The sequence below is a fragment of the Hoeflea sp. genome (assembly GCF_039975035.1).
Lineage (GTDB): Bacteria > Pseudomonadota > Alphaproteobacteria > Rhizobiales > Rhizobiaceae > Hoeflea.
Window position 1 is genome coordinate 42,935 of sequence record NZ_JBDWHW010000101.1, and the last position, 15,106, is coordinate 58,040.

Consider the following 15,106-nt stretch of genomic DNA (forward strand, 5'->3'; position numbering starts at 1 on the left):
GATGGGACGGCTGGTCATAGTTTCAAACAGGGCGCCTTCGACAGACGGTTCCGGCGATTCGGGCGGGCTGGTGGTGGCGCTCAAGGATGCGCTGTCAAAGGACGGCGGATTATGGATCGGTGGAGCGCCGCAACAGTCTGAAAACCCTTCCGCATCACTGGTGTTTCATCAGCGCCCCGATTTCGAAATCGGACTGTTCGAACTCGAGCCCGAACTCTACCGGGACTATTATCTGGGGTACTCCAACTCGGTGCTCTGGCCGGCTCTGCATGGCCGTGTGGATCTTATCGACGTCAAACCCCATTATGCAGTGGCCTATCGCGAAGTGGCCAGGAGAGTGGCCAGAATGATCGCCGAGACGGTGCGCCTGGACGATGTGATCTGGATCCATGACTACCAGATGATCCCGCTGGCGCATGAACTCAGGGCGCTCGGGGTTCGATGCCGGATCGGCTTCTTTCTGCACATTCCGCTTCCCGACGTGCAGACCTTCAAGGCCATTCCCGAATGGTGGCAGTTGGCGGCATGGCTTGCAGAATACGATCTGATCGGGCTTCAAACCAGACGGGATCTCGGCCACATGATCAACATTTTCCGCCACATTCTGGGCGGGGAATTGCGCGCCAACGGCAATATGGGCATCAAGGGACGGGAAGTGGTGATCCGTTGTTTTCCGATCTCCATCGACGTCACCGGGTTCCGCTCTCTGGCGGCCCAGGGGGCGGCAACTACTGCCCCGCCGCCCTTGCCGCGACTGATCGGTGTGGATCGGCTGGATTACTCAAAGGGTCTGCCGCAAAGGCTCGCTGGTTACGAAACCTTCCTGACCGGGAACCCGGAATTTCACAGTCAGGTAGGGCTGCTGCAGATCGCCCCGCCGACCCGCGATGATGTCGAAGCCTACAAGGAGATCCGGTTGGAACTGGAGCATCTTTCCGGTCATATCAATGGCCGCTTCGGCACGGTCGACTGGACTCCGGTGCAATATATACATCGCGCCTTGCCGCGCGACGAACTCGCGGTGCTGTTTCGCTTGTCCAAAGTCGGCCTCGTAACGCCGCTGTTTGACGGAATGAACCTGGTGGCCAAGGAATATGTTGCCGCCCAGGACGAGACCGATCCGGGTGTGCTGATCCTGTCGCAATTTGCCGGAGCGGCGGAGGAAATGGCCGAGGCGCTGATCGTCAACCCGCATGACCCGCATGACCTCGCCGATGCGATCAGGACCGCCCTGGAGATGCCGCTGGCTGAACGCAGGAACCGACACAGCGCACTCTACAGCCATCTGGAAACGCACGATGTCGATCACTGGAGCGCCGCATTCCTCAAACAGTTGCTAGCCGTCGAGCAGATCGACGCCGAGTGGCTGGCGCGCCTCCCCCGCTTGCAACCCGCAGCCAGGGCGGGGTGAGCCAAGTCTCGGCGAAATTCGAAAGTGGCGCCCAATCTGTCCGTCGGGGTTTTTTACACCGTGTTCACGGCGAGTTCATCCTGTTGTGGTTTACTGTGGCAAGTTAGCCACAAGCCAAACGTTGGAAAGTCACAATCGGAACTCAAATGTGCCACGCGCGTTGAATCGGTCCGGAGGAAACTTCGGAAGGATATTGGCGACGATTCTATCTCTCGAGACCTGAGGACTTCCCGCAATATGATCGGCCCAGATAACAAAGACCGGATTTTGAACGGCGTATCCGCACACGCCCGGATATCGCGCCCGCTTTCCCGGCGCGGCTTTCTGGCGCTCGGCACGGCGGCGACCGCTGCGCTGGCTGGCTGCGCCGGCCAGACAACCAGGCGCTTCGTCGATGAAACCACGCCGGTTTACCGGACGCCGGATAACCGCACCAGTGGATTGGGGCGGGCGTCCGCCTATTACGACGCCATGTACGGACCCAAGCTCGATGAGCAGTTTCCGCTGCCGGCCATTCCCTACACCGAGATCGATCCGGCATATCTGCGTCAGGAGGTTGCCGATCCCACCGGCGAACGGCCCGGCACCATCGTTGTCAGCACATCGGACCGCTTCCTGTATCTGGTCCGGGAAAATGGTCGTGCAATGCGCTATGGTGTAGGCATCGGGCGCCAGGGCTTCTCCTGGTCGGGCCGGGCGATTGTTCAGTGGAAACAGAAGTGGCCGAAATGGACGCCGCCGGGTGAAATGATTGCACGCCAGCCCGAACTGGAGCGCTGGTCGGCCGAAAACGGCGGCATGCCGCCCGGTCTCGACAATCCGCTGGGTGCCCGTGCGCTCTATATCTTCCAGAATGGCGAGGATACCCTCTACCGCCTGCACGGAAGCCCGGAATACCAGTCGATCGGCAAGGCGGTGTCGTCAGGCTGCGTGCGCCTGCTCAACCAGGATATCTGCGATCTCTATGACCGCGTGCCCAACCGAACCCCGATTTTGGTAACCTGAGACTCGACCCGAACGATTGTTCCAGTCGCTGGTTGGAGAAGTACCCCGGTGCTTCGACGAGGTAACGTGCACTCTAAAAACCCTTCTTGAGCGAGCCCAGAATTCCGCGTACCAGAGCCCGTCCAAGCGAGGTGGCGGCTGAACGCGCTACCGATTTGATGACCGCCTCGGTTACAGTCTGGCGCTGATAGCCGGGGCGCGAGCGGCTCTTGGTGGTCCGGCGGCTGCCGCTGGCCCCGTCATCGCCGTAACCGGGCAGTGTCCAGCGGCGGCTTTCAGGCGGCTTCTCGGCCTTTTTCTCTTCGCGGCTGCGTTCTTCCTCTTCGGCCTTCGCCGCTTCCTCGGCGCGCCGTTGCAACATCTCGAAAGCGCTGTCGCGATCAAGATCGGTATCATACTGACCTGCGACCGGACTGACCGCCATCACCTTTACCCGCTCCGGCTCGGTGATCGGCCCGAGACGGGACGAGGGCGGACGAACCAGCGTGCGTTCGACCATCGACGGCACACCCTTGGCGCCAAGAGTGGAAACCAGGGCTTCGCCGACGCCCAGTTGGGTGATTGCCTCGAAACAATCGAATGCCGGGTTGGGCCGGAAGGTTTCCGCGGCCACCTTCACCGCCTTCTGCTCGCGCGGCGTATAGGCCCTGAGCGCATGCTGGATGCGGTTGCCGAGCTGGGACAGCACGGTTTCGGGAACATCAAGCGGGTTCTGGGTGACAAAATACACGCCGACGCCCTTGGAGCGGATCAGGCGGACCACCTGTTCGACGCGGTCGATCAGGATCTTTGGCGCCTCGTCGAACAGCAGATGTGCCTCGTCGAAAAAGAACACCAGCCGTGGTTTGTCGGAATCGCCGACTTCGGGAAGCTCCTCGAACAATTCCGACAAAAGCCACAGCAGGAATGTTCCGTAAAGCCGGGGGTTCATCATCAGCTTGTCGGCGGCCAGCACCGAAATCGCGCCGCGGCCGTCATTGGTGGTGCGCATGATGTCGGCGATTTTCAGCGCCGGTTCGCCGAAGAAATTTTCAGCACCCTGTTGCTCCAGCACCAGCAATCCGCGCTGGATCGTGGCCAGCGACTGCTTGGTGATGTTGCCATACATCGCCGAGAGTTTTTCGGTTTCGCCGGCCATATAGCCGAGCAGCGACCGCAGATCCTTGAGATCGAGCAGCGGCAACCCGTTTTCGTCCGCCAGCTTGAAGGCGATGTTGAGCACGCCTTCCTGCGCATCCGACATATCCATCAGCCGCGCCAGCAGAAGCGGACCCATTTCCGAGATCGTGGTGCGGACACGGTGGCCTTTCTCGCCGAACAGGTCCCAGAAGATGACCGGAAATTCCTGGAACTCGTAGGGATCGAGACCGATTGTCTTGGCGCGCTTTTCAAGGAAATCCTTGTCTTCGCCGATCATGGCGATGCCCGAAAGGTCGCCCTTGACGTCGGCGCAGAACACCGGGACGCCGGCATTGGAAAAGCTCTCGGCGAGGATTTGCAGCGTCACCGTCTTGCCGGTGCCGGTGGCGCCGGTGATCAGCCCGTGCCGGTTGGCATATTTGAGGTCAAGATATTCGCCCTTGTTGATGCTGTCGTCGGGATTGCGGCTGGTGCCGACATAAAGCTTGCCTTTTTCGAGCATAGTGTCCTCGTGCTGCGCCGGTTGTGGCGTGTGTCGCTTTCGCATGCGCCGCGCGCAAGCATCATGGATCACTTATAGGCAAGGCGGACCGCCGGAACAATGCTTGATCCCCATCCCTGACGGACAGTTCATGACACCGCGACAGCCTCGGGAAAGCTTGCATGCCTAGCTTCGACAAGCAGATTGCCAGGAGAATATCGGGCATCATGAAGCATGGGGCGACATCCGGGCCTGAATGCACCATCCGGCTGCAAGGCCAGGCTGGCAGGCTTGCCTGTGTCCAGCAATCGGTGCGGCCCATTCAGGGAGTGGCAGCATGAAGGTAGTCATTCTCGCCGGCGGCCTCGGTTCGCGATTGTCCGAAGAGACCCATCTCAAACCCAAGCCCATGGTGGAAATCGGCGGACGGCCGATCCTGTGGCACATCATGAAGCTCTATCACGGCCATGGCGTCCGAGATTTCATCATATGCTGCGGCTTTCGCGGCTATGTGATCAAGGAATATTTCGCCAATTATGCGCTGCACATGTCGGACATGACCTTCGACATGTCTGACAACACGGTCCATTTCCACCGCCAGAGCGCCGAGGACTGGCGGGTGACCCTTGTCGACACCGGTGAGACCACGCTCACCGGCGGCCGGCTCAAGCGTGTCGCTGACTATCTCGAGGGCGAGGAGAGCTTTTGCTTCACTTATGGTGATGGCCTGTCCGATGTCGATATTTCCGCCGCCATCGGTTTTCACAAGTCCCATGGCCGCCTGGCCACCGTCACCGCGGTGCGTCCGCCGGCCCGCTTCGGCGCTCTCAAGCTTGCCGGAGACGAGGTTCAGGGGTTCATCGAAAAGCCGCAGGGCGAGGGCGGGTTCATCAATGGCGGTTTTTTTGTCCTGTCCAATGCGGTGCTTGACCGGATTGAAGGCGACCGCACCAGCTTCGAGGGCGAGCCGCTGGCGGAACTGGCCCGGGACGGAGAGTTGCGGGCATTCTTCCATCGCGGTTTCTGGCAACCGATGGACACATTGCGCGACAAGACCATGCTCGAAGCTCTCTGGACCGAGGGGGTCGCGCCGTGGAAAAGCTGGTGAGCCACAACCTGCCGGATCCGAAGTTCTGGCGGGGCCGCCAGGTGCTTCTGACCGGCCACACCGGTTTCAAGGGATCCTGGCTGCTGCTTTGGCTCGAAGCCATGGGTGCGGAGGTGACCGGTTGCTCGCTGCCGCCTGAACAACCTTCGGCGTTGTTTCCGTTGCTGCATTCGCAGGCCCGGCTGCCCCGCGAGACCGTCGATATCCGCGATGCGGAGGCGCTCTGCGCTCTCGTTGCCCGCGCAAAGCCGGAGATCGTCTTCCACCTGGCGGCGCAATCGCTGGTGCGCCGCGGCTATGCCGATCCGGCCGGCACCTTCGCCACCAATGTGTCGGGCACCAACAATCTCCTGCAGGCGCTGGCAAAAGCCGGCACGGCGCGCGCCATCGTCATCACCACCACCGACAAGGTGTATCGCAATTGTGGCGATGGCCGGCCATTCCGCGAAACCGATCCGCTTGGCGGGGAAGATCCCTATTCCGCCAGCAAGGCCGCCTGTGAAATGGTGGCGACCGGCTGGCGCCCGCAGTTTGAAGCGGGTGGCTGTGGCCTTGCCACGGCACGGGCCGGCAATGTGATCGGCGGCGGCGACTGGGCCGAGGACCGGCTGTTGCCCGATGCGATACGGGCCTGGTCGGCGGGAGCGACACTTGAGGTGCGCCGGCCGCTGGCCACCCGGCCATGGCAGCATGTGCTTGAGCCGTTGCGCGGCTATCTGGTGTTGGCGGAACGTTTGGCGTCGAGGCCTGACGCCGGCGCGGATCTTGCCCCGGCCTACAATTTCGGTCCGCGTTTCGACAGCGCCACCGTGCGCCACGTGCTGACGCTTGCCGCGAACCATTTCGGCGATGCCCGCACCCGTTATGCCGAATCCCGGGCAGGTCCCGCCGAAGCGCATGCGCTGGCGCTCGATCCCGCGCTTGCCGAGACCGATCTCGGCATATCCGGGCTGTGGGATCTGGAGCAAACAGTGGCGCGGACAGCACTGTGGTATAGCGGATTGCTCAACGGCCGGTCCGCCCGCGAGCTTTGCGAGACCGACTGCCGCGCCTATCTCGATGCCGCAAGGCATGCCACGGTGGAGTGCGTGGCGTGAGCGTGCAGCCCTTCACCATAACGCCGCTGATGCCGGAAGCGCCTGGCGGACCGGTGCTTGTCCACCGCAGGACTTTTATTGACGATCGTGGCGCATTCGCCCGGATTTTCTGCGCCGAAGCGCTGGCGGAAATCGGCTGGCCCGGCCCGGTCGCCCAGATCAATCACAGCCGTACGACGCGGCGCGGCACGGTGCGCGGCATGCACTTCCAGCTCCCGCCCCATGCCGAGGCCAAGCTTGTGGTGTGCATTCGCGGCGCGGTCCTTGATGTCGCCGTTGATGTCCGCGCCGCAAGCCCGACCCGTTACCGCCATGCCTCAGCCGAACTTTCGGAAGCATCGGCGACAGCGATGTATCTGCCCGAAGGCTTCGCCCACGGGTTTCAGGCGCTGACCGACGATGTCGAACTGATCTATGTCCATTCCGTGCCCTACACGGCTGAAGCCGAGTCCGGATTGCGCCATGATGATCCGACGCTGGCGATCGCCTGGCCATTGCCGGTCACCGGGCTGTCGGCGCGCGACGCCGCGTTCGGGTTGATTGAAGATGCCGGGGTGAGCCGATGATGCGGTGCAGGCATTGCGGCGGCGACGATTTCATTCCGTTTCTCGATCTCGGGCAGGCGCCGCCTTCCAATTCCTATCTTGAAGCGGAAGACCTGACGCGACCGGAAAAGCGCTATCCGCTGGTCATCCGCACCTGCACCTCGTGCTGGCTGACCCAGACCGAGGACTTTGCCGACCGGGAGGAATTCTTTTCCGGCGATTACGCCTATTTCTCGTCATTCTCCCGAACCTGGCTCGATCACGCCAGAACCTATGTTGCCGACATGCGCGAGCGGTTTGCTCTGGGAGAGACCAGTCTGGTGGCGGAGATCGCCGCCAATGACGGCTATCTTCTGCAATACGTCAAGCAGATCGGGATTCCCTGTTACGGTGTCGAGCCGACCCGCGATACGGCGCAAGCCGCCCGCGCCCGGGGCATTGACATGATCGAGGATTTCTTCGGGCGTGATCTGGCCGCCAGGCTGGCGCAGCAGGGAAGGCAGGCCGATCTCGTCGCCGCCAACAATGTTCTGGCCCATGTGCCGGATATCAATGATTTCGTGGCGGGTTTCGCAAACCTGCTCAAGCCGGCCGGTGTGGCAACTTTCGAGTTTCCGCATATTCTGGAAATGGTGCGCGGCAACCAGTTCGACACCGCCTATCACGAACACTACTCCTATCTGTCGCTGCTGGCGGTTGATCGCATTTTCCGTGCGAACGGGCTGAGTGTGTTCGATGTGGGTGTCACGCCGCATCACGGCGGCAGCCTCAGGGTCTATGCCTGCCGCGCCGATTATCATGCCCACCCGGTCACCCCGGCGGTGGCTTCCATGCTGAGCACCGAGCGCCAGGCGGGATTGGAAAGCGAGACATTTTATGCCGGCTTTCAGACGAAGGCGGAAGCGGCGCGCGATGCATTTTGCCGGTTCCTTGGCGATGCGCATGCAGCCGGCCACAAAGTCGCGGCCTACGGCGCAGCGGCCAAGGGCAACACACTGCTGAATTTCGCAGGTGCGACTGCGCGCGATGTAGCTTTCGTTGTCGACCGGAACCCGGCCAAGCAGGGGCGTTACATGCCCGGCTCGCATATTCCGATCGTGAGTGAGGACCGGCTCAAATCAGAGCAACCAGACAAGGTGGTGATATTGCCATGGAACATCGAGACAGAAATCAGGAACCAGCTTTCCTATATCAGAGACTGGGGTGGACAGTTCGTGACCGCAATTCCGAAACTCGCGATCCGGAATTGAACAACAAGGTTGCAATCGAACTGACCGACAAATCCACTGGTGCCGGTGGCTCCCGCCCAACCAAGCCCGATGCCTGAGATCTGCCCAGGAAACACCTGTCAGCGGGCTTTCAACAGCCCGGCGATCACGTCGGCAACGCGCGCCTGGGCCAGTTCATTCATGTCGTGATAGCTCGGCAGGTTGATGGCGCGCCCGGCAATGTCCCGGGCGTTCGCATTCTCCGGGCGGGGATCGAACATCGGCAGATCCGACAACGGCCAGAAGAAAACCCGCGCGTCGATATTGGCGTCTTGAAACGCCGCAATCAACTTTTCTCGGGTCACCCCGGTATCCCGGTCGAACACGGCTGTCGGCATCCAGTAGCCATTGGTGGTGCCCTCAGGTTCGGCATTGAGTGCAATCCCGTCCAGATCCGTCAGCAGATCACGGTAACGCGCCATGATCCTGCGTTTGCCGGCAATCAACTCGGCGATCCGGTCAACCTGGGCGCAGCCGATGGCGGCGGCGATATTGGCCATCTTGAACTTGTAGCCGGTCACGGTGGGAAAGAACTGGCGCGGTTCGCTGGCGTCGCGACCGTGGTTGGACAGCGTTGTGACCCGTTCGAACAGGTCGCGGTCGCTGGTCACGAACATGCCGCCTTCGCCGGTGGTCATGGTCTTGGTGCCGTGAAACGAGAAGGTGCCGAAGCTGCCTCTGGATCCGGCGCGCCTTTCGCCCCAGGCTGAACCGATCGCTTCAGCAGCGTCCTCGATCACCGCGATGCCATGGCGCGCACCGATCTCCATAAGCCCGTCCATGTCGCACAACGAGCCATACAGATGAACGGCGATGATCGCTTTTGTCCGCGGCGTGATCGCGGCTTCGACAAGTGCCGGGTCAAGGCACCAGGTCTCCTCCAGTATATCGACCAGAACCGGTTTGGCGCCGAGGTGGAGGACCGGAGCACAAGAAGCGATCCAGTTGCTGTCGGCCAGGATCACCTCGTCGCCCGGACCCACACCAAGTGCCGCCAGACCCAGGTGCAGCGCACCTGTGCAGCTGGATGTGGCGATGGCGTGAGTGACGCCGAGATGGGCGGCGAAATCGCGCTCCAGCCTGTGGATGTAATCATAGCAACGGGCGCCCCAGCCATTGCGCGCAGCGTCCGTCGCATACTCGACTTCGAGCTCGGTAATCGAGGGTTTGGTATAGGCGATGCGCTCAGTCATGATCGGGTTCCGGCGGCAGGTCTCACTCTGTCTAACGCGGTGAACCTGTGCGGAGATTGCGCCTCATTGCGAAAAACCGGTTGGCGGGCGAGCGTGTTTTCTGGCAAGACAAACATCGTCGGAAACAAGGGGATTGCGATGCGCACGGTTTATGTCAACGGAGAATATCTGCCGGAAAACGAGGCCAAGGTCTCGGTGTTTGATCGCGGGTTCCTGTTCGGCGACGGGATTTATGAAGTCGCCTCCGTGCTTGGCGGCAAGCTGATCGATTTCTCCGCGCATATGGCGCGCCTGCACCGCTCTGCTGGCGAACTCGGCATGCGGTTCACCGTCAGCGACGATGACCTGCTGGCGATCCATCGCGAACTGGTCAGTCGCAACAAGGTGGAGGAGGGCGTCGTCTATCTGCAGATGACCCGGGGCGCTGTTGACCGCGACTTCATGTTCGACACCGAAAAGCTGACGCCAACGCTGGTGCTGTTCACCCAGAGCCGCCCGCTGATCGACACAGCGGTGGCCAGGGATGGCATGAAGATCGTCTCGATTCCGGATCTGCGCTGGGGCCGCTGCGACATCAAGACCGTGCAGTTGCTGTATCCCTCGCTGGGCAAGATGGAAGCCAAGGCCCGTGGCGCAGACGACGCCTGGATGGTGCGCGACGGCGTGGTCACCGAAGGCACGTCCAACAATGCGTTCATTGTCACCAAACAGGGCGCCATTGTCACCCGCCCGCTGTCGAATTCGATCCTGCCCGGCATCACGCGGGCCGCGTTGATGCAATATTCCTCCGTGAACGGGGTGCGGATCGAAGAGCGCGAATTCACCATCGAGGAAGCAAAGAATGCCGCAGAGGCTTTCATTTCGTCCGCGTCGGCTTTTGTCGGTCCGGTTGTGTCCATCGACGGCGTCGAACTCTCCGGCGGCAAGCCCGGACCGGTGACGCTGGGTCTGCGGAAGACCTATATCGAGGAAAGCCTCAAGCGCGCTGTCTGATGGTGGGCCGGGCCAGTCCGGCCCGGCTCCCGATTTCGGTCAGACAGATTTGATCGCGCCGCCGTCGCAACGGATCATCGAGCCGTTGATGTAGCTCGCCCGCGCGCTGACCAGGAATGCGGCTGCTGCGCCGAATTCTTCCACCGCGCCATAACGGCCGACCGGGATCTGCACCCGGGCTGCGTGCGCAACCTCGTCCAGGCTTTTGCCGGAGCGCTTGGCGTTGGCGGCGTCGAGTTCCTTGAGCCGGTCTGTATCGATCCGTCCCGGCAGCAGCATGTTGAAGGTCACGCCATCGGTGGCGGTTTCGTTGGCCATCGATTTCGACCATCCGACCAGTGATGCCCGGAGTGCATTGGACAGACCCAGATTGGTGATCGGCTGGATTACGCCGGAGGAGGCGATGGTCAGCACCCGGCCCCAGCCCTGCGCCCGCATGCCCGGCAGAAACCGTGCGGTGACATCCATCACGCTGAGCACCATGATTTCGAACTGGCGATGCACAACCGAAAGGTCGGCTTCGCTCATCGCACCGGGCGGCGGGCCGCCGGTGTTGTTGACCAGAATGTCGAGCCTGCCGAAATCCTTCTCGATGGTCTCCTGCAATTGCGCCGGGGTTGCCTTGTCGGAGAGGTCGCAGACCACGAAATGCGCCTTGCCCGCGCCGCGCGCGTTGATGGCATTGGCGGCGGCTTCAAGCCGGGCGCCGTCGCGTCCGCTGATCATCACGTCCGCGCCTTCCGCCGCGATTGCCTCGGCCACGCCAAGCCCCAGCCCGCGCGACGACGCCAGCACCAAAGCCCGTTTTCCTGTCAGTCCCAGATCCATGATATCTTTCCTTGCAACTCGAATGCCTGTTAAAGGCTTGCCCATACGTCGCCGTCCCGGCGCCAAAGGTCAACCCGTCCGGAAATCATTTAGGGCAGAGATTAAGGAAACGCCACCGTGGTCGAACTCACAATTCCCAAGCCCGATGACTGGCATTTGCATTTGCGCGATGGCGCCATGCTCGAAGGCGTGCTGGCTTATTCGGCCCGCGATTTCGCCCGTGCCATCATCATGCCCAATCTGGTGCCGCCGGTGGTGACCGGTGCGGATGCGGCTGCCTATCGCGACCGCATTCGGGCAGCATTGCCGGCCGGTCTCGAGTTCACGCCGCTGATGACGCTCTATCTGACCGAGGGCACCGATCCCGCCGATGTCGCCAGCGCCCACGCCTCGGGACTGGTGACTGCGGTGAAGCTCTACCCGGCCGGCGCCACCACCAATTCCCATTCCGGCGTGCGCGATCTTGGCAAGGTCATGCCGGTGCTGGAAAAGATGGCTGAAATCGGCATGCCGCTTTGCATTCATGGCGAAGTCACCGATCCGGCGGTCGATATTTTCGACCGGGAGGCGGTGTTCATCCAAACCGTGCTCGATCCGCTGCGCCGGCAGTTGCCCGAGCTCAGGATCACGCTTGAGCACGTCACCACCGCCAATGGCGTTGATTATGTGATGCAGTCGGACGGCAATCTGGCCGCCAGCATCACCACTCATCATCTGATGATCAACCGAAATGCCATTCTCGCCGGCGGCATCAAGCCCCACTATTATTGCCTGCCTGTGGCCAAGCGCGAAAGTCACCGTCTGGCGCTGCGCAACGCGGTGACTTCTGGTGACAAGCGGTTTTTCCTCGGCACCGATTCTGCCCCCCATGTCGATCCGTTGAAGGAATGCGCCTGTGGCTGTGCCGGTATTTTTACCTCGATCAATACATTGTCCTGCCTTGCCCATGTTTTCGAGGAGGAGAACGCGCTCGACAAGCTGGCAGGTTTCACCAGTCTCAACGGGCCTGCCTGGTACCGGCTTCCGGTCAATGAGCAGACGGTCAGACTGGTGCGCCGCGACAACCCGGTCACCTGGCCGGCCAGGATTGAAACCGGTGACGGTCCGGTGACGGTCTTTGATCCGCTTTTGCCCATCCACTGGGAAGTTGCCTAACACCCTTTCAAGCTCGCGGTGAAGCTGGTATTCGGATCGCCGAGAAACGGGGCGGTTTCAACGAAACTGGCCCGACCGTTTGATCCGGGAGCGCCGCCGATGTTTTCCAACACATTTCCTGACAAGGCGAAGATCGCCGAACTTGTCGCCAGCCAGCTTCTCGAAATCAAGGCGGTGCATTTCAACGCCACCGAGCCCTACAAGCTCGCGTCCGGCATGGTGAGCCCGGTCTACATCGATTGCAGAAAGCTCATCTCCTATCCGCGCATCCGCTCCGCCGTGATGGATTTTGCTGCGGCGACCGTCCTGTCCGAGGCAGGTTTCGAGCAGTTCGATTGCATCGCCGGTGGCGAAACCGCAGGCATTCCCTTTGCCGCCTTCCTGGCCGAGCGGCTCGGCCTGCCGATGATCTATGTGCGCAAGAAGCCCAAGGGTCATGGCCGCAACGCGCAGATCGAGGGCGAATTGCCGGAGGGCTCGCGGGTGCTGGTCATCGAGGACCTGACCACAGCGGGCGGTTCCATGTTCACCTTCATCGACGCCATCCGCGAAGCCGGCTGCACGGTCGATCACGGTATCGCGCTGTTCTACTACGGAATTTTCGGTGAGGCCGAACAGCGTTTCGCCAACGGCAAGGTGACGCTTCATTATCTGGCGACCTGGCGCGATGTGCTGGCAGCGGCCACCAGGCAGCAAGCTTTTGACCCGGCGACACTGGCTTCGGTGGAGGCTTTTCTGGATGCGCCGCTGGCTTGGTCGGGCGAGCATGGTGGCGTCAGCGAACTTCCCGGACAATAACGCAAAGACCGGCCATTCCGGCCGGCGAGTGGAGGAAACGGCAATGATCATCTGTTGTGGGGAAGCACTCATCGACATGCTGCCGCGCGCCACCACACGCGGTGAGGATGCGTTTGCGCCCTATGCCGGCGGCGCGGTGTTCAACACGGCCATCGCGCTTGGCCGGCTTGGTTTGCCAACGGGTTTCCTGACCGGCCTTTCAAGCGACATGTTTGGCGACATCCTGCGCAAGGTGCTGACCGAAAGCGGCGTCGATCACAGCTATTGCGCTACCCTTGACCTGCATACCACGCTGGCCTTCGTGCGGCTGGTCAACGGCCAGGCAAGCTACGCCTTCTTTGACGAGAATACCGCTGGCCGGATGCTCACCGAAGCGCATTTGCCGGCATTGGGCGGCGATGTCGAAGCACTGCATTTCGGTGCGATCAGCCTGATCCCGGACCCTTGCGGGTCGACTTACGAAAGCCTGATGCGTCGCGAATGCGGATCGCGCGTAATCTCGCTCGACCCGAATATCCGTCCTGGATTTATAACCGACCCGGCCAAGCACCGCGCGCGCATCGACCGGATGATCGCCATGAGCGATATTCTCAAGATGTCAGATGAGGATCTTGAATGGTTCGGCATGACCGATATGGAAAGCGCTGCGAAGGTGTGGCTCGATAACGGCCCCAGCCTGGTGGTATTCACGCGGGGGCCGAAGGGTGCGGTCGGTTTCACCAGGGATGGCAGGGTCGAGGTCGAGGGAGTGCCCGTCACAGTCGCCGACACCGTCGGGGCAGGCGACACGTTCAACGCCGGCATTCTGGCGTCGCTCAAGCGCGACGGTGTGCTGGACAAAACCGCGATCAGGTCGTTGTCTGTCGATGCGATCGGCAACGCACTGAGCCTTGGCGCCAGGGCCGCCGCGGTGACCGTCTCGCGGCCGGGCGCCAATCCGCCCTGGGCCAACGAGATCGGGTTCTGATCAGCCTTTTTTGCGCATCTTGATGATCGTTGCCGCCAGCATCAGCGTCGAGGCGTCATGGCCATCGCCGTCGCTTTCGCCCTTGACCACCGGCAACAGTCCTGTCGCCAGTTCCTTGCCCAGCTCCACACCCCATTGATCAAAGGCGTTGATGCCGAAGATCTGTGCCTCGACAAACACCCGGTGCTCGTAAAGCGCAATCAACCGTCCGAGCGTGAACGGCGTCAGCTTGTCATGCACAAGCGTGATCGAAGGCCGGTTGCCCGGGAATGTCTTGTGCGGAGCCAGGCGCTCGGCTTCCTGCGCGGAAGCGCCGCTGGCGACCATCTGTGCGCGGGCCTCCTCGCGGGTCCGGCCCCGCATCAGCGCTTCCGATTGTGCCAGGCAATTGGCGATCAGCAACTCGTGCTGATGGCTGAGTTCCGGTTCATGGCCATTCGCCGCGATGATGAATTCGACCGGGATCACATCGGTGCCCTGATGCAGGAGCTGGAAGAACGCGTGCTGGCCGTTGGTGCCGGGTTCGCCCCAGACGATCGGCCCGGAGGCTGTCGTCAGCGGTTCGCCGTCGATGGTCACTGATTTGCCGTTTGATTCCATGTCGAGTTGTTGCAGATAGGCCGGAAAGCGCGACAGCCGTTGCTCATAGGGAATGATCGCCCGGCTCGGATGGTTGCAGACCAACCGGTGCCAGATTCCGATCAGGCCCAGCATCATCGGCAGGTTCTGGCGGACCGGCGCCGCCTTGAAGTGTTCGTCCATGGCGCGTGCGCCGGCCAGGAAATCACCGAACGCCCTGGGCCCGATGGCGATCATCAGCGGCAATCCGATGGCTGACCAGAGCGAATAACGTCCGCCGACCCAATCCCAGAACCCGAAGACACGAGTCTGGTCGAGGCCGAATTTCGCCACCTTGTCGAGCGCGGTGGAGACAGCGGCAAAATGCTGCGCCACGGCGCTTTCACCGAGCGCAGAGACGATGAAATCCCGGGCCGTGGCGGCGTTTGTCATGGTCTCGATGGTGGTGAAGGTCTTCGACGCGACAATGATCAGCGTGGACGCCGGATCAAGGCCGCAAAGCGTGTCGGTGATATGGGCGCCGTCGACATTGGAGACG

General features: G+C 61.7%; 15 protein-coding genes. 11 read left to right on the forward strand and 4 right to left on the reverse strand.

All coding sequences use genetic code 11. From position 1 onward, the window contains the following. Position 1: 1 nt before the first annotated feature. Both ABJN75_RS08645 and ABJN75_RS08650 read left to right on the forward strand, forming a co-directional pair. Complete coding sequence (locus tag ABJN75_RS08645; RefSeq protein ID WP_348438741.1) at positions 2 to 1,411, forward strand: trehalose-6-phosphate synthase; 1,410 nt, start codon at positions 2 to 4, stop codon at positions 1,409 to 1,411. Positions 1,412 to 1,648: 237 nt separating this feature from the next. Continuing rightward, complete coding sequence (locus tag ABJN75_RS08650) at positions 1,649 to 2,416, forward strand: L,D-transpeptidase (protein ID WP_348438744.1); 768 nt, start codon at positions 1,649 to 1,651, stop codon at positions 2,414 to 2,416. A 73-nt stretch (positions 2,417 to 2,489) separates the two neighbouring features. On the opposite strand, the gene ABJN75_RS08655 is transcribed toward ABJN75_RS08650, so the two are convergent. Continuing rightward, positions 2,490 to 4,058 (reverse strand): helicase HerA-like C-terminal domain-containing protein, encoded by a 1,569-nt coding sequence (locus ABJN75_RS08655; protein WP_348438776.1) that lies wholly within the window; start codon positions 4,056 to 4,058, stop codon positions 2,490 to 2,492. 161 nt (positions 4,059 to 4,219) lie between these two features. On the opposite strand from ABJN75_RS08655, the gene ABJN75_RS08660 reads away from it, so the two are divergent. From ABJN75_RS08660 to ABJN75_RS08680, 5 genes are read left to right on the forward strand one after another with little or no spacing between them, the layout of a single operon-like run. Then, positions 4,220 to 4,378: a hypothetical protein gene (locus ABJN75_RS08660; RefSeq protein ID WP_348438746.1), complete on the forward strand. Its 159-nt coding sequence runs from the start codon at positions 4,220 to 4,222 to the stop codon at positions 4,376 to 4,378. Further along, entirely contained in the window at positions 4,375 to 5,145 is a 771-nt protein-coding gene (gene rfbF / locus ABJN75_RS08665; RefSeq protein WP_348438748.1) for a glucose-1-phosphate cytidylyltransferase, read from the forward strand. The genes ABJN75_RS08660 and rfbF overlap by 4 nt, the downstream gene beginning before the upstream one ends. After that, positions 5,142 to 6,242 carry a CDP-glucose 4,6-dehydratase gene (gene rfbG, locus ABJN75_RS08670; RefSeq protein ID WP_348438750.1) on the forward strand — a complete coding sequence of 367 codons (1,101 nt, stop codon included), beginning with the start codon at positions 5,142 to 5,144 and terminating at the stop codon, positions 6,240 to 6,242. Before rfbF ends, rfbG begins: the two co-directional genes overlap by 4 nt. Continuing rightward, positions 6,239 to 6,808 (forward strand): dTDP-4-dehydrorhamnose 3,5-epimerase family protein, encoded by a 570-nt coding sequence (locus tag ABJN75_RS08675; protein WP_348438752.1) that lies wholly within the window; start codon positions 6,239 to 6,241, stop codon positions 6,806 to 6,808. The genes rfbG and ABJN75_RS08675 overlap by 4 nt, the downstream gene beginning before the upstream one ends. Further along, positions 6,808 to 8,037, forward strand: a complete 1,230-nt coding sequence (locus ABJN75_RS08680) for a class I SAM-dependent methyltransferase (RefSeq protein ID WP_348438777.1) — start codon at positions 6,808 to 6,810, stop codon at positions 8,035 to 8,037. The genes ABJN75_RS08675 and ABJN75_RS08680 overlap by 1 nt, the downstream gene beginning before the upstream one ends. Positions 8,038 to 8,135: 98 nt before the next feature. Here ABJN75_RS08680 and ABJN75_RS08685 read toward each other — a convergent pair whose 3' ends face one another. Continuing rightward, positions 8,136 to 9,248: a DegT/DnrJ/EryC1/StrS family aminotransferase gene (locus ABJN75_RS08685; RefSeq protein WP_348438754.1), complete on the reverse strand. Its 1,113-nt coding sequence runs from the start codon at positions 9,246 to 9,248 to the stop codon at positions 8,136 to 8,138. 138 nt (positions 9,249 to 9,386) lie between these two features. Here ABJN75_RS08685 and ABJN75_RS08690 point away from each other — a divergent pair, with 138 nt between their 5' ends. Further along, positions 9,387 to 10,241 (forward strand): D-amino-acid transaminase, encoded by an 855-nt coding sequence (locus ABJN75_RS08690; RefSeq protein ID WP_348438756.1) that lies wholly within the window; start codon positions 9,387 to 9,389, stop codon positions 10,239 to 10,241. Between the two features lie 39 nt (positions 10,242 to 10,280). Here the strand turns inward: ABJN75_RS08690 and ABJN75_RS08695 are convergent, their stop codons facing one another. Further along, positions 10,281 to 11,069 carry an SDR family oxidoreductase gene (locus ABJN75_RS08695; protein ID WP_348438758.1) on the reverse strand — a complete coding sequence of 263 codons (789 nt, stop codon included), beginning with the start codon at positions 11,067 to 11,069 and terminating at the stop codon, positions 10,281 to 10,283. A 117-nt stretch (positions 11,070 to 11,186) separates the two neighbouring features. Here ABJN75_RS08695 and pyrC point away from each other — a divergent pair, with 117 nt between their 5' ends. The 3 genes from pyrC (at position 11,187) to ABJN75_RS08710 (ending at position 13,989) form a co-directional block, all read left to right on the forward strand. Beyond that, complete coding sequence (gene pyrC, locus ABJN75_RS08700; protein ID WP_348438760.1) at positions 11,187 to 12,224, forward strand: dihydroorotase; 1,038 nt, start codon at positions 11,187 to 11,189, stop codon at positions 12,222 to 12,224. A 99-nt stretch (positions 12,225 to 12,323) separates the two neighbouring features. Then, complete coding sequence (locus ABJN75_RS08705) at positions 12,324 to 13,022, forward strand: orotate phosphoribosyltransferase (RefSeq protein WP_348438762.1); 699 nt, start codon at positions 12,324 to 12,326, stop codon at positions 13,020 to 13,022. Positions 13,023 to 13,065: 43 nt separating this feature from the next. After that, positions 13,066 to 13,989: a carbohydrate kinase gene (locus tag ABJN75_RS08710; RefSeq protein ID WP_348438764.1), complete on the forward strand. Its 924-nt coding sequence runs from the start codon at positions 13,066 to 13,068 to the stop codon at positions 13,987 to 13,989. Here the strand turns inward: ABJN75_RS08710 and pgi are convergent. Next, positions 13,990 to 15,106, reverse strand: a 1,117-nt coding sequence (gene pgi / locus ABJN75_RS08715) for a glucose-6-phosphate isomerase (protein ID WP_348438766.1), incomplete at its 5' end; no start/stop codon positions are given. It abuts the gene before it with no gap.

Coding starts and splice junctions, on each gene's coding strand:
- ABJN75_RS08655 (WP_348438776.1), bottom strand. CDS start 4,058: ATGCTCGAAAAAGGCAAGCTTTATGTCGGCACCAGCCGCAATCCCGAC.
- ABJN75_RS08690 (WP_348438756.1), top strand. CDS start 9,387: ATGCGCACGGTTTATGTCAACGGAGAATATCTGCCGGAAAACGAGGCC.
- ABJN75_RS08645 (WP_348438741.1), top strand. CDS start 2: ATGGGACGGCTGGTCATAGTTTCAAACAGGGCGCCTTCGACAGACGGT.
- ABJN75_RS08705 (WP_348438762.1), top strand. CDS start 12,324: ATGTTTTCCAACACATTTCCTGACAAGGCGAAGATCGCCGAACTTGTC.
- rfbF (WP_348438748.1), top strand. CDS start 4,375: ATGAAGGTAGTCATTCTCGCCGGCGGCCTCGGTTCGCGATTGTCCGAA.
- ABJN75_RS08685 (WP_348438754.1), bottom strand. CDS start 9,248: ATGACTGAGCGCATCGCCTATACCAAACCCTCGATTACCGAGCTCGAA.
- ABJN75_RS08650 (WP_348438744.1), top strand. CDS start 1,649: ATGATCGGCCCAGATAACAAAGACCGGATTTTGAACGGCGTATCCGCA.
- ABJN75_RS08710 (WP_348438764.1), top strand. CDS start 13,066: ATGATCATCTGTTGTGGGGAAGCACTCATCGACATGCTGCCGCGCGCC.
- ABJN75_RS08695 (WP_348438758.1), bottom strand. CDS start 11,069: ATGGATCTGGGACTGACAGGAAAACGGGCTTTGGTGCTGGCGTCGTCG.
- ABJN75_RS08660 (WP_348438746.1), top strand. CDS start 4,220: ATGCCTAGCTTCGACAAGCAGATTGCCAGGAGAATATCGGGCATCATG.
- ABJN75_RS08680 (WP_348438777.1), top strand. CDS start 6,808: ATGCGGTGCAGGCATTGCGGCGGCGACGATTTCATTCCGTTTCTCGAT.